Source organism: Kitasatospora sp. NPDC101176 (assembly GCF_044768035.1).
In the GTDB taxonomy this organism is placed as follows: domain Bacteria; phylum Actinomycetota; class Actinomycetes; order Streptomycetales; family Streptomycetaceae; genus Kitasatospora.
On the sequence record NZ_JBIWPA010000002.1, the window covers coordinates 490,607 to 507,323 of the forward strand.

Consider the following 16,717-nt stretch of genomic DNA (forward strand, 5'->3'; position numbering starts at 1 on the left):
TGCGGCGGATACGATCAGCCCCCATGGAGTTCGGTGGGGCGTGGCGCCGGTGGCGCGGCCGGGGTACGACGGTACGGCGCAGGCTGGTGGCCGGTGCGGTCGCCCTGGTGGCGGTGGTCGGGGCCGGTACGGCCGCGGTGGCGTCCGGCGGTGAGCAGGCGGTCCGACAGGAGGACCGGTTCCTGAGCATGCCCGAGACCCCCGGCAGCGACCGGCAGGTCCAGCTGGACACCTCCTTCTTCACCACCGGCAGCGGCCCCAGGCCGGCCGTGCTGCTCGCGCACGGCTTCGGCGGCTCCAAGGAGGGCGAGCGCGAGCGCGCCCAGCAGCTGGCCCGGCAGGGCTACGCGGTGCTGACCTGGTCGGCGCGCGGCTTCGGGCGCTCCGGCGGCAAGATCGGCCTCAACGCGCCCGACCGCGAGGTCGAGGACGTCAAGCACCTGGTGGACTGGCTGGCCCAGCGGCCCGAGGTGCAGCTCGACGCGCCCGGCGACCCGAGGGTCGGCATCACCGGAGCCTCCTACGGCGGCGGCGTCGCCCTGCTCGCCTCCGCCTACGACCACCGGATCGACGCCGTCGCCACCCAGATCACCTGGTGGAACCTGGCCGACGCGCTGTTCCCGCAGGGCGTCGAGGGATCCGGCGCGGTGGACGGCGTCTTCAAGAAGCTCTGGGCCGGGATCTTCTTCACCACCGGCGCGGCCGGCGACCTCGGACCCTCGGGCGGCGCCCCGCGCGGCGGCGGGACGGCGGCGCGGCCGGGCGGTGCCCCGCAGGCTGGCCCGTCCCAGGACGCCGAGGTCGGCTGCGGCCGGTTCCTGGACACCCTGTGCCAGATGTACGACCGGGTCGCCACCGCCGGGCACGCGGACCCGGAGGCCGTCGCCCTGCTGGAACGCTCCAGCCCGTCCTCGGTGGCCGGGCAGCTCAAGGCGCCCACGCTGGTCGTCCAGGGGCAGCAGGACTCGCTGTTCCCGCTCGACCAGGGCGACCGGATCGCCCGGGCGGTCGCCGCCAACGGCGCGCCCGTCTCGGTGGACTGGTTCGCGGGCGGGCACGACGGCGGCACCGACACCAGCGCCCGGGTCGACGACCGGGTGACCGCCTGGTTCGACCACTACCTGCGCGGCCGCGGCAACGACACCGGCCCGGCGTTCCGGGTCACCCGCACCGGTGGCGTCGACTCCACCGGCTTCCAGGCCGTGCTGCGCGGCGCCAGCGCCGACCGCTACCCCGGACTGGGCGGCACGGGCAGCCGGTCCGTCGAGCTCACCGGCGGTGGCGGCGACGGCGAGCGGACCTTCGCGAACCCGCCCGGCGGCGCCCCGCCCGGGATCTCCACCGTGCCCGGGATCGGCGCGCTCAGCCAGGCCGCCTCGCTCGGAGCCGGGCTGGCGCTCGACTTCCCCGGCCAGAACGCCGCCTTCGACTCCGCGCCGCTGGACCGCCCGCTGCACCTGACCGGGCAGCCCACCGTGCCGCTGCGGGTGCAGGCCGACCGGCCCGACGCGGTGCTCTTCGCCAAGCTGTACGACGTCGGACCGGACGGCAAGGCCGTGCTGCCCCAACAGCTGGCCGCCCCGTTGCGGGTCACCGGCGCCGACGCGGGCCGCACCGTCACCGTCGCGCTGCCCGCCGTCGACCACACCTTCCCGGCCGGGCACCGGCTGCGGCTGGTCGTCGCCGCCACCGACCTCGCGTACGCCTCGCCCGTCGAACCGGCCACCTACCGGGTCGCGCCCGCCGGGGCGCTCGCCGCGCCGACCGTCGAGCAGCTCGTCACCGAGGCCGCGCCGCTGCCCGCGCGCACCTGGGTGCTGCCGCTGGTCGGCGTCGCGGTGGCCCTCGCCCTGGTCCTGCTGCCCCGGCTGCGGCGCCGCCGGACGCCGGGCGCCGGGCCGGCGTACGACCCGGCGCTCGCCGCGGTGCCGCTGCAGATCAGCGGCCTCAGCAAGCGCTACAAGGGCTCCCAGGACCGCTACGCCGTCAAGGAGCTGGGCTTCCGCGTCGAGCAGGGGCAGGTGCTCGGCCTGCTCGGGCCCAACGGTGCCGGCAAGACCACCACGCTGCGCATGCTGATGGGCCTGATCCGGCCCGACGCGGGCGAGATCCGGATCTTCGGCCACCTGGTGCGCCCCGGCGCTCCGGTGCTCTCCCGGGTCGGCGCGTTCGTCGAGGGGGCCGGGTTCCTGCCGCACCTCACCGGCCGGGCCAACCTGCGGCTGTACTGGCAGGCCACCGGGCGGCCGGAGCAGGACGCCCACCTCGACGAGGCGCTGGCGATCGCCGGGCTCGGCGAGGCGCTCGACCGCGCCGTGCGGACCTACTCGCAGGGCATGCGGCAGCGGCTCGCGATCGCGCAGGCGATGCTCGGCATGCCGGACCTGCTGATCCTGGACGAGCCGACCAACGGGCTCGACCCGCCGCAGATCCGCGAGATGCGCGAGGTGATGATCCGGTACGCGGCGGCCGGGCGCACCGTCATCGTCTCCAGCCACCTGCTCGCCGAGGTCGAGCAGAGCTGCACCGACCTGGTCGTGATGGACCGCGGCCGACTGGTCACCACCGGTGCGGTCGGCGAGATCGTCGGCGCCGGCGAGCAGCTGCTGATCGGCGTGCCCGCCCCGTACGACCCGGAGTCGGTCGTCGAGAAGGTCGGCGCGCTGGCCGGGGTCGGTTCGGCGGAGGCCGTCGAGGGCGGGCTGCTGGTGCGCCTGGACGGGCTGGCGGCCAGCGAGCTGCTGGCCGAACTGGTGCGCCTGGGCGTGCCGGTGGAGAGTGCGGGGCCGCAGCGCCGGCTCGAGGACGCGTTCCTGTCGTTGATCGGAGGTGCGGCGTGAGCGACGTCGCGCAGGCGGAGCACACCGTGTCGGCGGACCACGCCGAGGGCTACCGGGCGGGCCGGACGCTGCCGCTGCGGGTGGAGGCCATGCGCCAGCTGCGGCGGCGCCGCACGCTGGTGATCGGCGCGGTGCTCGCGGCGATGCCGCTGGTCATCCTCGCCGCGTTCCAGATCGGCGGCACCCCGAGCCGCCCGGACCGGACCACCTTCATCGACCTGGCCACCGCCTCGGGCCCCAACTTCGCGGCCACCATGCTGTTCGTGGGCACCGGGTTCATGCTGGTCATCCCGGTCGCGCTGTTCTGCGGCGACACCGTCGCCTCGGAGGCCAGCTGGTCCTCGCTGCGCTACCTGCTGGCCGCGCCGGTGCCCCGGGCCAGGCTGCTGGCCCGCAAGTTCGCGGTCGGGCTGGCGTTCTCGGCGGTCGCGGTGGCCCTGCTGCCCCTGATCGGGCTGCTCGTCGGCACCGCCGCGTACGGCTGGGGGGACCTCAGGCTGCCCACCGGGGCGAGCCTGTCGGCCGGCGAGGCGCTGCCCCGGCTGGCCCTCGCGGCGGCCTTCGTCTTCCTCAGCGAGATCGTGATCGCGGCGCTGGCGTTCTGGCTGTCCACCGCGACGGACGCCCCGCTCGGGGCCGTCGGCGGGGCGGTGTTCGCCTCGATCATCACCGGGGTGCTGGACGCTGTCACGGCGCTCGGGGACCTGCGGGAGTGGCTGCCCGCGCACTGGCAGTACGCCTGGGCGGACGCGCTGCAGCCGCAGTTGGAGTGGGGCGGGATGGTGCAGGGGGTCTCGCTGTCGCTCTCGTACGCGGTGGTGCTGCTGGCGCTGGCGTTCCGGGGGTTCGCGCGCAAGGACGTGGTGTCCTAGGGAGGTGTCCCGGGGATCGTCGGACACGCCTCGGGGAGTGCCTCGTCGGGTCGGGGCCGTCCGGGCCCGCCGGGGTGCGGCGGGCCCGGGCCGGTGGGCGCGGGCCGACGGGGGCCGGTGGGGCGTCAGCCGACCGGGGCGTCGGCGCGTCGTGTCAGCCGACCGGGGCGTCGACGCGTTCGATCCGCTGGGTGCCGCTGCGGGTGCGGTAGGAACGGACCCAGCTGCTCGTGGCGTCCTTGCGGGTGCGGTCGGACAGGACGTAGTAGTCCATCTGGGCCCGCTCGGGCGTGACGTCCAGGACGCCGTAGCCGTGCGAGTCGAGGTCGACCCACTTGATGTGCGGGTTGGCCGTCCTGAGCGCGGTGGCCGCCGCCAGCGAGACGGTGTGCGGCGCGACCTTCAGGGTGTCGTCGATGTTGTCCGAGGTCGTCGAGGTGACCACGAACTCGGTGGCCACGCTGCCGGACAGCGGATACGTGGCGGCCTCGTTCGGGACGTCGGCGGCCCAGGCGGAGTGGATGTCGCCGGTCAGGAAGACGGTGTTGGTGATGCCGTTCGCCCGGAGGTGGCCGAGCAGCTCGCGGCGGTCGTGGGTGTAGCCGTCCCACTGGTCGGTGTTGACGGCCACGCCCTCGCCGGGCAGGCCGAGCAGCTTCGCCAGCGGGCGCAGCAGGTAGTCCGGGAGCGAGAGGAAGGCGACGGGGGAGATCATCACCTCGTTGCCGACCAGCCGCCAGGTGGTGTCGGACGCGGCGAGCCCGGCCTTCAGCCAGTCCATCTGGGCGCGGCCGGTGATCGTGCGGTCGGCCGCGTCGACGGCGCCGTCGCCCACCTTGACCTGCTGGGAGCGGAACGAGCGCTGGTCCAGCAGGTGCAGGTCGGCCAGCCGGCCGTAGCGCAGCCGGCGGTACGTCGTCCCGGCGACGGACGGGCGCACCGGCATCCACTCGAAGTAGGCCTGCTTGGCGGCGGCCATCCGGGCCGCCCAGTCGCCCTCGGTGCCCGGGGTGTGGTTCTCGGCGCCGCCGGACCAGGCGTCGTTGGCGAACTCGTGGTCGTCCCAGATCGCGATGACGGGGATCCTCGCGTGCAGGGAGCGGAGGTCCTCGTCGGTCTTGTACTGGCCGTGGCGGGTGCGGTAGTCGGCCAGGGTGACGATCTCGTGGGCGGGGGAGTGCGGGCGCACGACCGTGCCGCGGGCGCAGTACTCGCCCGTCCGGTACTCGTAGACGTAGTCGCCGAGGAAGAGCAGGGCGTCCAGGTCGCCGCGGGCGGCGAGGTGGCGGTAGGCGGAGAAGTAGCCGGCCTCCCAGTTGGAACAGGAGGCGACACCGAAGCGGACCCGGGCGGGGGTGGCGTCGGTGGCCGGGGTGGTGCGGGTGCGGCCGACGGGGGAGACGGTGGCGCCCGCGGTGAAGCGGTACCAGTAGGTGGTGTCGGGGGCCAGTCCGCGGACGTCGGCCTTGACGGTGTGGTCGGCGGCGGCGGTGGCGGTCACCGTGCCGCCGGCGGTGACGCGGGTGAAGGCCTGGTCGGCGGCCAGCTCCCAGCGGACCTCGGTGTCGGGGCCGAGGCCGGAGCCGGGGACGGCCTCGGGGGCGGGGGTCACCCTCGTCCAGAGCAGGACGCCGTCGGGGAGGGGGTCGCCGGAGGCTATGCCGTGCAGGAAGCGCGGGGCGGGGGCCGCGGGGTCTGACCCGGTGGCAGTGGCAGTGGCGGGGGCCGGGGCCGGGGCGGCCGGCGTGGCCCCGGCGGCCTCGGCGGGGGTCGTGAGGGCCAGCGGGAGGGCGGCACCGCCCGCGACCAGTGCCCCGGCCTTCAGCAGCCGGCGGCGGCCGGGGCGGGCGGGGGTCATGGCATCGACAAGATCGTTCACGGCCGAAGGCTACCGGTTGGTAAAGCGTTGGTAAATCGGCGACCTGACGGTCCGTCGCGGATCGGCCGGATCCGGCCCGGGGGCGGGGGCGGGCGGGCGTGGTTCGGACGCGGTCCGGGTGCGGTTCGGGCTAGGTCCGGGCGTGGTTCCGGCGCGGTCCGGATGCCGTTCGGGCCGGGAGGAGACCGGCCCGTCCATGGGAGATCATGGAGGAGTACCCGCCCCCAGCCGTCGAAGGACCCCGCCGTGGCCCAGATCGTCCTCTTCCACTCCGCCCTCGGGCTGCGTCCCGCCGTGCACGCCGCCGCCGACCGGCTGCGAGCGGCCGGGCACACCGTCCACACCCCGGACCTCTACGACGGGCGGACCTTCGACGACATCGAGGCCGGGATCGCCCACCAGGACGAGCTCGGCGGCAGCGAGGAACTGCTCCGGCGGGCCGTCGTCGCGGCGGCGCCGCACTCCGACGGCGGCCTGGTGTACGCCGGGTTCTCGCTCGGCGGCTCGCTCGCCCAGAACCTCGCCCTCGCCGACGAGAAGGCCCGCGGCCTGCTGCTCCTGCACGGCACCTCCGACCTGCGCGAGGACGCCGCCACCGAGATCCCGGTGCAGCTGCACGTCGCCGAGCCCGACCCGTTCGAGACCGAGGACTGGCTGAACGCCTGGTACCTGAACATGCGCCGGGCCGGGGCCGACGTCGAGGTGCACCGCTACCGGGGCGCCGGGCACCTGTTCACCGACCAGGACCTCGCCGACTACGACGCCGAGGCCGCCGAGCGGGCCTGGGCCGTCGCGCTGGACTTCCTCGCCGAGCTGGACGCCTGAGGGCCCGGCGGAGCCCGGATCTCCGGAGCAGGGAGGCGGAGCGGTGGCCGGTGAGCAGGGGACGCCACTGGCGCGCAAGCTCGGCATCCGGGCGGGCGACGAGCTGCTGCTCGCCGGTGCGCCGGACGGCTTCACCGTGCCCGAACTGCCCCCGGGCGTCAGCCTGGTGACGGAGGGGCCGTTCGACGTCTGCGTGTGGTTCCCGGCCGGGCGCGCCGCCTACCGGGCCGGGCTCGCCGACCTGCGGGCGCTGATGCGGCCGGCGGCCGGGCTGTGGGTGGCCTGGCCGAAGAAGTCCTCGGGGGTGGTGAGCGACCTCGACGGGGACGGGGTGCGGAAGGCCGCGCTGCCCACCGGGCTGGTGGACAACAAGGTGTGCGCGATCGACGCGGTGTGGTCGGGGCTGCGGTTGGTGATCCGGCGGGAGCTGCGGGGCTGAGGCGTTCCGCCGCTCGCCCGGGGTGGTGGAGGCCCTCCCCCGATCGGGGCAGCGGCTCCTCCCTCCTCCGGGCCCGGGCGGGAGCGTCAGGACGCGGTCGGCCGGTCCTGGGTGACGGCGGTCAGCAGCTGGGCGACCAGGGGGTTGCGGTCGGCGCCCCGCCAGGCCACCGCGACGCGGGTGCGGGCGCCGGCCGGGGAGATCCCGCGAAAGGCGACGCCCCGGAGGCGGATGCGCCGGATGCTCGCCGGTGCCAGCGAGACGCCGAGCCCGGCCCCGACGAGCGCGCAGACCGTCTGCCACTCCACCGCGTGCTGGACGATGCGCGGGGTGAATCCGGCCGCGGTGCACAGGCCGGTGATCCGGTCGTACAGCTGCGGGCCGACCTCCCGGGGCAGCAGGACGAACGGCGAGTCCGCCAGTTCCCCGACCGGCAGGGTGCGCCGGGCGGCCAGCGGGTGGGCCTTCGGCAGCACGGCGACGAAGGGCTCGCTGAGCACCGTCCGGAAGTCCAGCCCCGGCTCGGCGGCGGGCGGTTCGCGCAACAGGCCGACGTCGACGGCGCCCTCGCGCAGCGCGGCGAGCTGCGGTGCGGTGGTCATCTCGCGGATGTCCAGCTCCACGGCAGGGAAGCGTTGCCGGAAGGTGTGCAGCAGGCCGGGCAGGACGGTCAGGGCCAGCGAGGCGGAGAACCCGATCCGCAGCCGGCCGGCCTCGCCGGTGCCGACGGCGCGGGCCGCCGCCAGGCCGTCGGCCAGGCCGGTGAGGGCCGCCCTGGCCGCGGGCAGCAGCTCCCGGCCGGCCGGGGTGAGCGCCACCCGCCCCGGCTCGCGGGTGAACAGCGGATGGCCCACCTTCTCCTCCAGCCGCCGGATCTGCTGGCTCAGCGGCGGCTGGGCGACGCCGAGCCGGGGGGCCGCGCGGCCGAAGTGCAGCTCCTCGGCGAGGACGACGAAGGCGTGCAGCTGGGGGAGGGGGATCTCGGGGCGGTCCATACGCCCAGGGATATCAGGAGAAGGCCTCCGGAGTATTGGACGTATCGGTACCGCCCGCCTAGCGTGCGGCGCATGACAGAGCGACGCGCGATCCTCGGCGGTTCGACCTTCGAGGAACGGATCGGCTACGCCCGTGCGGTCGTGGACGGCGACCGGGTGCACGTGTCCGGGACGACCGGCTTCGACTACGCCACCATGACCATCTCCGACGACGTGGTGGAGCAGGCCGAGCAGTGCCTGCGCACCATCGGGGCCGCGCTGGCCGAGGCCGGCTGCGGCTTCGCCGACGTGGTGCGGGTGCGTTACCTACTGCCGGAGCGTGCGGACTTCGAGCCCTGCTGGCCCGTGCTGCGCCGCTGCTTCGGCGACGTCCGGCCGGCCGCCACCATGATGGTCTGCGGCCTCGCCGACCCGCGGATGCGGATCGAGATCGAGGTGGAGGCCCGGCGGCCGGGTGCCTGAGCGCAGGAAGTCGGACCGGCCGACTTCCTGCGCCTGGCCGACGTCCTGTGCCCGAGTGCTTCCCTGTGCCCGGGCGACTGAAGGGGACCAGGCGACTACTGGGGCCCGGCTGCCTACTGTGCAGCGGGTGCAGGTGCGGGTGCCGGTGCGGCGGACAGCCGCCACGCGGTGCGGCCCAGCACCAGGCAGAGCGGGGTGTAGAGCAGCAGGTTGAGCCAGTAGAAGGTGTCCCCCGGGTCGGCGCCCGCTCCCGTCGCCCACACCAGCCCGACCGCACCCCGGGCCAGCAGGCCGCCCGCCACCACCCCGGTCGCCAGGCGCGGCAGCACCGGGGGCAGCCGGCGGGCCAGAGCCGGCAGCCGTCCGCCGTGGGCCACCACCAGCGCCGCCCCGGACAGCAGCACCCCGGCGAGCGGGACCAGCACCTGCGGGGTGAAGGGCACCTGGAGGTTGAGCACCAGCTGGGAGAGCCGGGCGGTGTCGGAGGCCGGCCAGGTCCGGCCGGTGGCCCAGTACAGGTGGACCAGGCCGTCCACCGCCAGCACCGTCCCCACGGCGGCGGCCCCCGCTCCCGTCCGCACCGGATGTGCAGGGTTTTTGGGGCGGGGTGTTCCCTCAGGTCGCAGGATCCTTCGTGCCGCACGCTGCTTCATGTCGTCACCTCGCGGAGTGTCAGGCGGAGTGCCAGGACGTTCGGACACCCGGAGGAGCGCCCCGCCCGCCGGTCCGTTCCTGTGACGAGGAACACTGCGGCCGGACGGAAGACGCAGGGAACGTTCCGCCCGATCGGGCCCTCCTTCCTCGGACCCCTGTCGCCGACCGACGGAGAGCACGCCATGCAGGAGCCGCCACCCGGCCTCGCGGAGCTGGTCCGGGCCGCCCAGGCCGGCGACCAGATCGCCGCCGGCCGGCTGCTGGACCTGGTCACCCCGTACGTCCGCCGGCTCTGCGGCCCGATCGCGCTGGACGACGGCGCGGACGCGACGCAGGAGGCGCTCATCGTCGTCCTCCGCAAGCTGCGCCAACTCCGCGAGCCGGAGGCGCTGTTCGGCTGGGTGAGGGCCATCGCGGTGCGCGAGGCCGTCCGGCACGCCACTCGCTCGGCGCGCACCCGGCCCGCCGAGCTCGGCGACCTGCCTGCTCCCGGCGACCCCCAACTCGCCGCGGACGTCCGCGACGTGCTCTCCAGGCTCTCGCCCGAGCACCGCGCCGTGCTGCTGCTGCGCGACCTGGAGGGGCTGGACGAACGGCAGACCGCGGCGTTGCTGGCCGTCGCACCCGGGACGGTCAAGTCCCGGCTCTCCCGGGCCCGACTCAGCTTCCGAAAGGCGTGGCAGCAGTGACCGAGCACCCGACACCGCCGTGGCCCGTCGCCGAGTTCGACCCGGTGCGGCGCCTGCACGTGATCGCCGCCACCGCGCCCGGCGCGGCCCGGATCGGCGAGGCCGTCATCGACGCGCCCTTCGAGCGGGTCTGGGCGCTCGCCCGGGACCTGGAGCGCACGATGCCGCTGTGGATCCCGGACGTGCGCACCGTCCACCTCGGCGCCCCCGCGCCGGACGGCTCGCTGCGGGCGCGGATCCACGGCCACACCCGGCTGCGGGCCACCTTCGACATCGACCTGGCCCCCGGCTGGTGCCTGATGCAGAGCCGTCTGGTGCTCGGCGGCATGGCGGCCCGCCCCGAGAGCGAGGGCACCACCCGCTTCGCCTTCCTCGGCGGCCTGCGCTTCCGCGGCGCGCGGCTGCTCGCACCTGCGCTGCGGCCGTTCACGGGGGACCCGTTGGTGCGCTTCGCGGCGCTGGTGGGGGAGGGGTGAGGCCGGGCCGGGGGTGGGAAGTCGGCCCGGCCGACTTCCGGTGCTGCGGGAGGGAGGCCTCCGGGCAGACTGGGGGCATGACGGACTCTGGGGCGGGGCTCGACGGTGACGGGAACGGCGGGAACGGCGGGAGCGACGGGAACGGCGGGAACGGCGGGAGCGGCGGGAACGGCGGGAACGGCGGGAACGGCGGGAGCGACGGGAACGGCGGGAGCGGCGGGAACGGCGGGAACGGCGGGAACGGCGGGAGCGACGGGAACGGCGGGAGCGTGGAGGTCGTCGAGGGGTGCGAGGGCTGCGAGAACTGCGAGGACGACGAGCGCGACGACGGCTGGCTCGCGGAGCTGTTGGAGCGGACGGCGGAGGGACTCGGCCTCCGGCTGCCCGCGCCGGCCGGGGCGTGGAAGCGCATCGTGGAGTACGCCGACGCCGGGACGGGGCGGCGGGTGGTCGTGTACCCGCCCGAGGGGAAGCACCCCTACCAGGTGCGGCTCCAGGGCCACGGCGCGCCGCTGGCAGGGGGGTTGACCGCGGACGTGGCCGAGGTGGCCCGGGCGACGGCGGCGTGGGCGGGCGGCGCGGGGCTGGCGGAGACCAGGGCCGCCGCGCCGTTCGTCCGGTACCGGGACTGGGCCCTCGCCCACGAACGGGAGCGGCTCGACCCGGTCGAACTGGAGTGGCGGATCAAGCTCGACCGCGTCCACACGCCGCCCTACGACCGGCACCCCCGGGTCCACGCGCTGGTGGCCGCGGCGTACGCGCAGCCGGTGCTGCGGGGGCTGATGCCGGTCCACAGCCACTTCAACCTGTGGTTCTCCACCGCGGTCGAGCGGCCCTGGACGGACCGGACCGGGTACGTCCTCCTCCCGTACGAGGAGGGGGCGTACGGATCGGAGGAGGGGGCGTACGGGGTGCACACCGGCGGGGAGTTGATCGCCCGCACCGAGACCGCGGAGGAGGCCGTCGCCCTGGTGGTGGCCGCGCTGCCGGAGGGCCTCGGCCCGGCGCGCTGAGCGGGGTGCCGCCGGGAACGGCGCCGTCCCCGGCCCCTGCGGATGCCGCCGAGGCCGGGGACGGTGAGAACGCCGCGGCCCTAGCTCACGACCTGGACCTTGTCGGCCTGCATGCCCTTCTGGCCCTGGACGGCCTCGAAGGTGACCTTCTGGCCCTCCACCAGGGACTTGAAGCCGGCGCCCTCGATCGCCCGGAAATGGACGAACAGGTCGGGGCCGCTCTCCGGGGTGATGAAGCCGTACCCCTTCTCATCGTTGAACCACTTCACGGTGCCGTTCTGGCGTTCGGCCATGGCTGTCCCCATCACGATCTGTCGACTGTCGGTTCCTGCGAAAGCTGAGCCGATCATGGCACGCGTGAGCGCTGAGTGGTGGCGAATCGGCGGAGAGTCACCGGGGAGCTGCCGCCGCACCGGCCCGACCGGCGCGCGCACCCGGCACGGGAAGTCGGCCCGTCCGACCTCCCGTGCCGGCCGCGCCAGGTGCTCGGAGGTCGCGACCCCCGCGTCGGGGAGAGGTGGCCGCGTGCGAGCAACGTTTTGCCCTCCTCGCGGCGTCAAAAGGGAGAGGGGGTGCGAAGGGGGAGGGGCGCGGGAGGGAAGGGCGCCGCGCGGGGCGGGTGCCACCGGTGCAGAATTCCGAATTCCTCCCGATTGCCGAGTTCGTATGCGATGCGTCCTGCCGGGGTCGGATTCGGCGTCTGTAGCACGGCTGTGACAGTCGCCCGCGAAAAACCGTTCGACCGGAGAGGTTCGGGAGTTAGCATTTCGCAATGGAATCGAACGAATCCCCGATAGGGAATTCCCTCGACGGTGAGGACTCCCGCCCGCCCCGGAACGCTCCGCTCCGGCTGGCCCGTTTCGGTGCGACCTTCATCGGCGTGAGCGTCGTGTCCGGCGTGCTGCTGGCAGGCCTCGCCCTGCCCGCCGTCGGCGGCATCGGGCTGACCGCCAAGGGCACGGCGGAGGGATTCGAGGACATCCCCGACGACTTCAAGACCCCGCCGCTCACCCAGGCGACCCAGATCTTCGACGCCAAGGGCGGGCTGATCGCCAAGGTCTACGAGCGCGACCGCACCGTCATCACCGCCGACCAGATGTCGCCGTCCATGCGACAGGCCCAGGTCGACATCGAGGACGCCCGGTTCTACGAGCACGGCGCCGTCGACCTCAAGGGCGTGCTGCGCGCCATCAGCAAGAACGCCGAGAGCGGCACCGCCTCCCAGGGCGCCTCGACGCTGACCCAGCAGTACGTGAAGAACGTCAACGTCGAGAAGGCCGGCGACGACCAGGCCGCCGTCCTGGAGGCCCAGCGCAAGACCCTGGGCCGCAAGATCCAGGAGCTCAAGGTCGCGATCAAGCTGGAGGAGGAGCTGCCCAAGGACCAGATCCTCACCAACTACCTGAACATCACCTACTACGGGAACGGCGCCTACGGGGTCGAGGCCGCCTCCCAGCGCTACTTCGGCAAGAGCAACAAGGACCTCACCGTCGCCGAGGCCGCCACCCTCGCCGGGCTGGTGCAGAACCCCTCCCAGTACGACCCGAAACTGCACCCCGTGGCCGCGCAGAACCGCCGCAACGTCGTGCTCGACAAAATGGTCGAGAACAAGCACATCACCGCCGAGCAGGCCAAGGAGGCGAAGGCCGCCCCGCTCGGCCTGAACTTCAAGGACCCGCAGAACGGCTGCATCACCGCGAAGGCCGGCATGGGCTTCTTCTGCGACTACGTGCGCCACGTCGTCAAGCAGGACCCGGTGTTCGGGAAGAACGCCGCGGACCGCAAGAAGTTCTGGGACACCGGCGGCCTGAACATCTACACCACGCTGGACCCGGACAAGCAGGCCGCCGCCCAGAACGCCGTCAGCAGCAACGTGCGGGTCACCGACAGCGTCTCCGCCGCCGCCACCATGGTCGAGCCCGGGACCGGCAAGATCCTCGCCATGGCCCAGACCCGCCCCTACGGCCTGGCGAAGGACAAGAACCAGACCGTCGTCAACCTCAACGTCGACGCGGCGATGGGCGGTGGCAACGGCTTCCAGCCCGGCTCCACCTTCAAGCCGATCGTCGCCGCGGCGGCGCTGGAGGCAGGCCTGCCGCCGACCCAGGAGTACTCCGCGCCGAACAAGCTCGAGTACCCCACGATGAAGACCTGCGGCGGCACCTGGAAGAACGACTCCCGGCCCAAGGCGGTCGTCCCCAACGAATCCTCCGGCGAGAAGGGCCCCTACCAGCTGAAGATGGCGATGGCCCTCTCGGTCAACACCTACTTCGTGCAGATGGAGCAGGAGATCGGCCTCTGCGAGGTCAAGCAGATGGCCAACAAGCTCGGGATCACCACCAAGGCCAGCGGCAAGCCGCTGGAGGAGGTCCCGGCGATGGCCCTCGGCGTCGAGGAGATGAGCCCGCTGACGATGGCCAACGTCTACGCGACCTTCGCCGCCCAGGGCACGCACTGCGCCCCGATCGCCGTCACCAGGATCACCACCGTGGAGGGCAAGGACGTCCCCGCTCCGGCCGGCCAGTGCGAGAAGGCCTTCTCCGAGGACACGGCGCGGGCGCTGAACACCGTCCTGAACGGCGTGACCGAGAACGGCACCGGCAAGGACCTCGGCCTGGACGACGGCCGGCAGATCGCCGGGAAGACCGGCACCTCGGACAAGAAGCGGGCCGCCTGGTTCAGCGGCTACACCCCGCAGCTGGCCACCTCGGTCTGGCTCGGCGGCCCCGACGGCGGCGTCGAGATGCGCAACATCAGGATCAACGGGGACTACCACACCGAGGTGTTCGGAGCGGACGGCCCCGGGCCGATCTGGCGGGACGCCATGAACGGCGCCCTGCGGGGCACGCCCAAGCAGCGGCTGCCGCTGGCCGACATCCCCGACCCGGCGCCCAAGCCCGACCCGACCGGCACCCCGAGCGGAACGGGCTCACCGGCCGGCACCCCCACCGGCCCGCAGCACTGACCGCGGCCGCACCGCCCCCGTCGCCCCGCCGAGCTGCCGCTCGGCGGGGCGATGCGCAGCGCAGGAAGTCGGCCAGGCCGACTTCCTGCGCTGCGACGGTTCTGGCCGGTGGAGCGGTCACGGTCATCCACGTGCAGTCAGATGACTGATGTGCGGCCGCGATGCGGTGGAGGAGGGTGAGAGGGCTGATCGGCTGATGGAACGCCGAGGGCGCGGGACGTGCGGTGGCCGTGATGTCGGCGGCCGGCCGGTGCACGTCCGTCGAGGAACCGCGTCCACCGACGCGGATCCCCCTTGATCAAGGACAGATGACATGCATTTCGCACCTTCGCGGCACCCGGCGTCCGGCCGGAACCTGCGGACCAGGATCACCGCCCTGCTCGTGGCCTTCGTCGCCGGCGTGGTGACCCTGGTGTCGGGCGCCGGCGCCGCCCACGCCAACACCGGCGACTACCGCGTCGCCCACTGCTGGGTGACGATGACCGGTGAGTGGCAGAACCCCGGCCAGATGTCGAAGGACTGGGGCACCTTCCTCCAGAGCCTCCGGCAGGCCTCCGGGAGCCGTTGGAACGGCGAGACCTACATCACGCAGGGCTCCAACTCGGTCTCGCTGATCCGGGCGGACCTGAACGCCGTCAACGGCGGCGGCCGCCAGATGACGCTGCGGCTCTGGTTCACCCCGGACAACCTGTACCTGCGCGGCTTCACGACCACCCCGGTCGACGCCCGGCCCGGCGACGGCGACATCACCTACGCCTTCAACGACGAGGGATTCAACCTCGGCCGGACCATGGACGCCCTGCGGAACGGCCCCGACGGCGGCCTGATCCCGCCGGCGACGTACCGGAGCCTCTCCTACGACGGCAGCTACCCGCAGATGGAACGGCCGCAGCGCCAGGGCGGCCCGGGCGTGAGCCGGGACGACACCGGCATGAGCTACAGCTCGCTGATGAACTCCGTCTTCCAGCTGGCCTACCTCGCGCGCGGCACCGAGCAGAACGGCGGGAACCAGTTCCAGGCCACCGCCCGGTCGCTCCTGCGCATGATCCAGGTGACGTCCGAGGCCGCCCGGCTCCGCGACGTGCAGGGCATCGTCATCCAGATGATGGCGAACCACGGTATGGCGTACACCATGCCCGCGCGGCAGCAGGAGCTGGAGAACGGCTGGAGCAGGCTCTCCCGCTACGCGGCCGCGGGCCAGAACGGCGCCGGCATCGACCTCGGCCCGCACGTGCCCCACGTGGAGAACGTCGCCCGGGCGCTGGCCTATCTGGCGCTGGCACTCGCGCCGACGGTGAAGGGCCGGTAGTCGGGCGGCAGCTCCGTATCCCTGCGCAGGAAGTCGGCCCGGCCGACTTCCTGCGCAGGGGCTTTTGCTTAGGCGTGGTGGTGGTATTCGCCGTTCTTGATGGCGCGGACGAGGGTGGCGAGGGTGGTGGGGGTGGTGCGGAGGATGGTGTGGGCGTCGTCGGATTCGCGGAGTTCGATGGCCTCGCCGACCGCACGGACCTCCACGCAGTCACCACCGGATCCGCTGAAGCTGGACTTCTGCCACTCGGTGTCGGTCATGTTGGGCCTTTCAAAGGTTTCGTGCGATCTTGCGGATCAGGTCGCGAGAAGCGCTCTCGCCGAGAGCTGTGGACTCGGTGCGCTTGAAGATGGACCGGTAGCTGGTCAATTCGCTGGCGGCATCGAGGTGTATGGGGCCTTGGGAGGATTCAACTTCAACGGTGTCAAGCTCTGGCACGCTGCCAAAGGCGTAGGTCAGGTTCTCGACCGCTCCGGGGAAGGTGTCGATGTCGAACGGCACGACTCGAATGGTCATCCAGGGCTGCTCGGAGTCCTCGATTAGCGAATCGAGCTGCTCGCGGAGAATCGCGGTGCCGCCGAACCGAGTCCACAGGACGGACTCGTAGATGAAGCAGGTGATCGGCTTCTGCTCGCGGCGCAGGTCGGCCTTGCGCTGCATCCTGAAGGTGGTTCGAGCCTCCAGTTCATGCCGAGGAAGCGGAGGGATCAGGCGCCCGAAGACTGATGAGGCATAGCTAATGGTCTGGCAGGGGCCTGGCATGTGGGTGACTACCCACAACATGAGGCTCTGGGCGCTCTTCTCCAATTCGGCGACCTCAAGGAATCCGTCCGGGATAGTGCCGCGGTACTCCTCCCACCAGCCCTTGGAGCGGTCCTGGACGGCAGCTTCGAGGGCGTCCATCAGGGACTGGTTCATGCACTTGCAGGCCGCGGCGAAGGAGCGGAGGCGTTCGGGGCTGATGCCGACCTTGGCCGCCTCCATCTGGCTGACCTGGGTCCTGTCGATACCGAGAGCTCTGCTCAGGGTGGAGACCGACAGGCCGGCAGCCTCGCGCATCTTCCGAAGCTCGGTGCCGATGCGGCGTTGACGGAGCGTTGGGTTGAGTCGGGGCGGCATTGGTTCCTTCCTTGCCGATGTGGCCCAAGTCTGCCGCGCAGGCTGGCACGGGGTCCACTTGAGGATGAACCCATCCAGATTTGGGATCACATGTGATGTCGCTGCGGTATGGTCAGTGGCACGTCGATCCGATGGATCGTCAAGTCGGCTTCTGGACAAGCCGATTACTCCTTCGCGCCT

16 protein-coding genes are annotated in these 16,717 nt (G+C 73.1%); 10 read left to right on the forward strand and 6 right to left on the reverse strand.

The features are described 5' to 3' along the window. Window positions 1–23 precede the first annotated feature (23 nt). Entirely contained in the window at window positions 24–2,840 is a 2,817-nt protein-coding gene (locus ACIRS1_RS04960) for an alpha/beta fold hydrolase (protein ID WP_402836809.1), read from the forward strand. After that, window positions 2,837–3,712, forward strand: coding sequence for an ABC transporter permease (locus ACIRS1_RS04965; protein WP_387898432.1), 876 nt, complete (start codon window positions 2,837–2,839; stop codon window positions 3,710–3,712). The genes ACIRS1_RS04960 and ACIRS1_RS04965 overlap by 4 nt, the downstream gene beginning before the upstream one ends. A 154-nt stretch (window positions 3,713–3,866) precedes the next feature. Here ACIRS1_RS04965 and ACIRS1_RS04970 read toward each other — a convergent pair whose 3' ends face one another. Further along, window positions 3,867–5,570: an alkaline phosphatase D family protein gene (locus tag ACIRS1_RS04970; RefSeq protein WP_402836890.1), complete on the reverse strand. Its 1,704-nt coding sequence runs from the start codon at window positions 5,568–5,570 to the stop codon at window positions 3,867–3,869. A gap of 267 nt (window positions 5,571–5,837) precedes the next feature. Between ACIRS1_RS04970 and ACIRS1_RS04975 the strand changes: the two genes are divergently transcribed. Together ACIRS1_RS04975 and ACIRS1_RS04980 are read left to right on the forward strand one after the other, a co-directional pair. After that, a complete protein-coding gene (locus ACIRS1_RS04975) occupies window positions 5,838–6,416 on the forward strand; it encodes a dienelactone hydrolase family protein (RefSeq protein ID WP_360207302.1) in 579 nt (192 codons plus the stop codon). 43 nt (window positions 6,417–6,459) lie between these two features. Next, window positions 6,460–6,855: a DUF3052 domain-containing protein gene (locus ACIRS1_RS04980; protein WP_402836812.1), complete on the forward strand. Its 396-nt coding sequence runs from the start codon at window positions 6,460–6,462 to the stop codon at window positions 6,853–6,855. An 86-nt stretch (window positions 6,856–6,941) separates the two neighbouring features. On the opposite strand, the gene ACIRS1_RS04985 is transcribed toward ACIRS1_RS04980, so the two are convergent. Continuing rightward, entirely contained in the window at window positions 6,942–7,850 is a 909-nt protein-coding gene (locus ACIRS1_RS04985; protein WP_402836814.1) for a LysR substrate-binding domain-containing protein, read from the reverse strand. Between the two features lie 72 nt (window positions 7,851–7,922). Here ACIRS1_RS04985 and ACIRS1_RS04990 point away from each other — a divergent pair, with 72 nt between their 5' ends. Further along, window positions 7,923–8,312: a RidA family protein gene (locus ACIRS1_RS04990; protein ID WP_387898439.1), complete on the forward strand. Its 390-nt coding sequence runs from the start codon at window positions 7,923–7,925 to the stop codon at window positions 8,310–8,312. A 113-nt stretch (window positions 8,313–8,425) separates the two neighbouring features. Here the strand turns inward: ACIRS1_RS04990 and ACIRS1_RS04995 are convergent, their stop codons facing one another. Then, window positions 8,426–8,893 (reverse strand): DUF3995 domain-containing protein, encoded by a 468-nt coding sequence (locus ACIRS1_RS04995; protein ID WP_402836816.1) that lies wholly within the window; start codon window positions 8,891–8,893, stop codon window positions 8,426–8,428. A 255-nt stretch (window positions 8,894–9,148) separates the two neighbouring features. On the opposite strand from ACIRS1_RS04995, the gene ACIRS1_RS05000 reads away from it, so the two are divergent. From ACIRS1_RS05000 to ACIRS1_RS05010, 3 genes are all read left to right on the forward strand, one after another. Then, window positions 9,149–9,655: an RNA polymerase sigma factor gene (locus tag ACIRS1_RS05000; protein ID WP_360207285.1), complete on the forward strand. Its 507-nt coding sequence runs from the start codon at window positions 9,149–9,151 to the stop codon at window positions 9,653–9,655. Beyond that, the gene (locus ACIRS1_RS05005; protein WP_402836818.1) at window positions 9,652–10,131 is read left to right on the forward strand and encodes a hypothetical protein; all 480 of its coding nucleotides are present in this window, start codon (window positions 9,652–9,654) and stop codon (window positions 10,129–10,131) included. Before ACIRS1_RS05000 ends, ACIRS1_RS05005 begins: the two co-directional genes overlap by 4 nt. Before the next feature lie 77 nt (window positions 10,132–10,208). Further along, window positions 10,209–11,144 carry a DUF6193 family natural product biosynthesis protein gene (locus ACIRS1_RS05010; protein ID WP_402836820.1) on the forward strand — a complete coding sequence of 312 codons (936 nt, stop codon included), beginning with the start codon at window positions 10,209–10,211 and terminating at the stop codon, window positions 11,142–11,144. Window positions 11,145–11,224: 80 nt separating this feature from the next. On the opposite strand, the gene ACIRS1_RS05015 is transcribed toward ACIRS1_RS05010, so the two are convergent. Continuing rightward, on the reverse strand, window positions 11,225–11,437 hold the full coding sequence (locus tag ACIRS1_RS05015) for a cold-shock protein (RefSeq protein WP_360207276.1): 213 nt from the start codon (window positions 11,435–11,437) through the stop codon (window positions 11,225–11,227). Between the two features lie 587 nt (window positions 11,438–12,024). Here ACIRS1_RS05015 and ACIRS1_RS05020 point away from each other — a divergent pair. After that, window positions 12,025–14,109, forward strand: a complete 2,085-nt coding sequence (locus ACIRS1_RS05020; RefSeq protein WP_402836822.1) for a transglycosylase domain-containing protein — start codon at window positions 12,025–12,027, stop codon at window positions 14,107–14,109. Window positions 14,110–14,422: 313 nt separating this feature from the next. Continuing rightward, a complete protein-coding gene (locus tag ACIRS1_RS05025) occupies window positions 14,423–15,418 on the forward strand; it encodes a ribosome-inactivating family protein (protein ID WP_402836824.1) in 996 nt (331 codons plus the stop codon). A 68-nt stretch (window positions 15,419–15,486) separates the two neighbouring features. On the opposite strand, the gene ACIRS1_RS05030 is transcribed toward ACIRS1_RS05025, so the two are convergent. Then, window positions 15,487–15,678 carry a DUF397 domain-containing protein gene (locus tag ACIRS1_RS05030; RefSeq protein WP_402836826.1) on the reverse strand — a complete coding sequence of 64 codons (192 nt, stop codon included), beginning with the start codon at window positions 15,676–15,678 and terminating at the stop codon, window positions 15,487–15,489. Window positions 15,679–15,688: 10 nt separating this feature from the next. After that, a complete protein-coding gene (locus ACIRS1_RS05035) occupies window positions 15,689–16,537 on the reverse strand; it encodes a helix-turn-helix domain-containing protein (protein ID WP_402836828.1) in 849 nt (282 codons plus the stop codon). Window positions 16,538–16,717 lie beyond the last annotated feature (180 nt).

Excerpts from the sequence above, each read along its gene's own strand:
- ACIRS1_RS05015 (WP_360207276.1), bottom strand. The coding sequence starts at position 11,437 with ATGGCCGAACGCCAGAACGGCACCGTGAAGTGGTTCAACGATGAGAAG.
- ACIRS1_RS05000 (WP_360207285.1), top strand. The coding sequence starts at position 9,149 with ATGCAGGAGCCGCCACCCGGCCTCGCGGAGCTGGTCCGGGCCGCCCAG.
- ACIRS1_RS05010 (WP_402836820.1), top strand. The coding sequence starts at position 10,209 with ATGACGGACTCTGGGGCGGGGCTCGACGGTGACGGGAACGGCGGGAAC.
- ACIRS1_RS04990 (WP_387898439.1), top strand. The coding sequence starts at position 7,923 with ATGACAGAGCGACGCGCGATCCTCGGCGGTTCGACCTTCGAGGAACGG.
- ACIRS1_RS05030 (WP_402836826.1), bottom strand. The coding sequence starts at position 15,678 with ATGACCGACACCGAGTGGCAGAAGTCCAGCTTCAGCGGATCCGGTGGT.
- ACIRS1_RS05025 (WP_402836824.1), top strand. The coding sequence starts at position 14,423 with ATGCATTTCGCACCTTCGCGGCACCCGGCGTCCGGCCGGAACCTGCGG.
- ACIRS1_RS04985 (WP_402836814.1), bottom strand. The coding sequence starts at position 7,850 with ATGGACCGCCCCGAGATCCCCCTCCCCCAGCTGCACGCCTTCGTCGTC.
- ACIRS1_RS05035 (WP_402836828.1), bottom strand. The coding sequence starts at position 16,537 with ATGCCGCCCCGACTCAACCCAACGCTCCGTCAACGCCGCATCGGCACC.
- ACIRS1_RS04970 (WP_402836890.1), bottom strand. The coding sequence starts at position 5,570 with ATGACCCCCGCCCGCCCCGGCCGCCGCCGGCTGCTGAAGGCCGGGGCA.
- ACIRS1_RS04960 (WP_402836809.1), top strand. The coding sequence starts at position 24 with ATGGAGTTCGGTGGGGCGTGGCGCCGGTGGCGCGGCCGGGGTACGACG.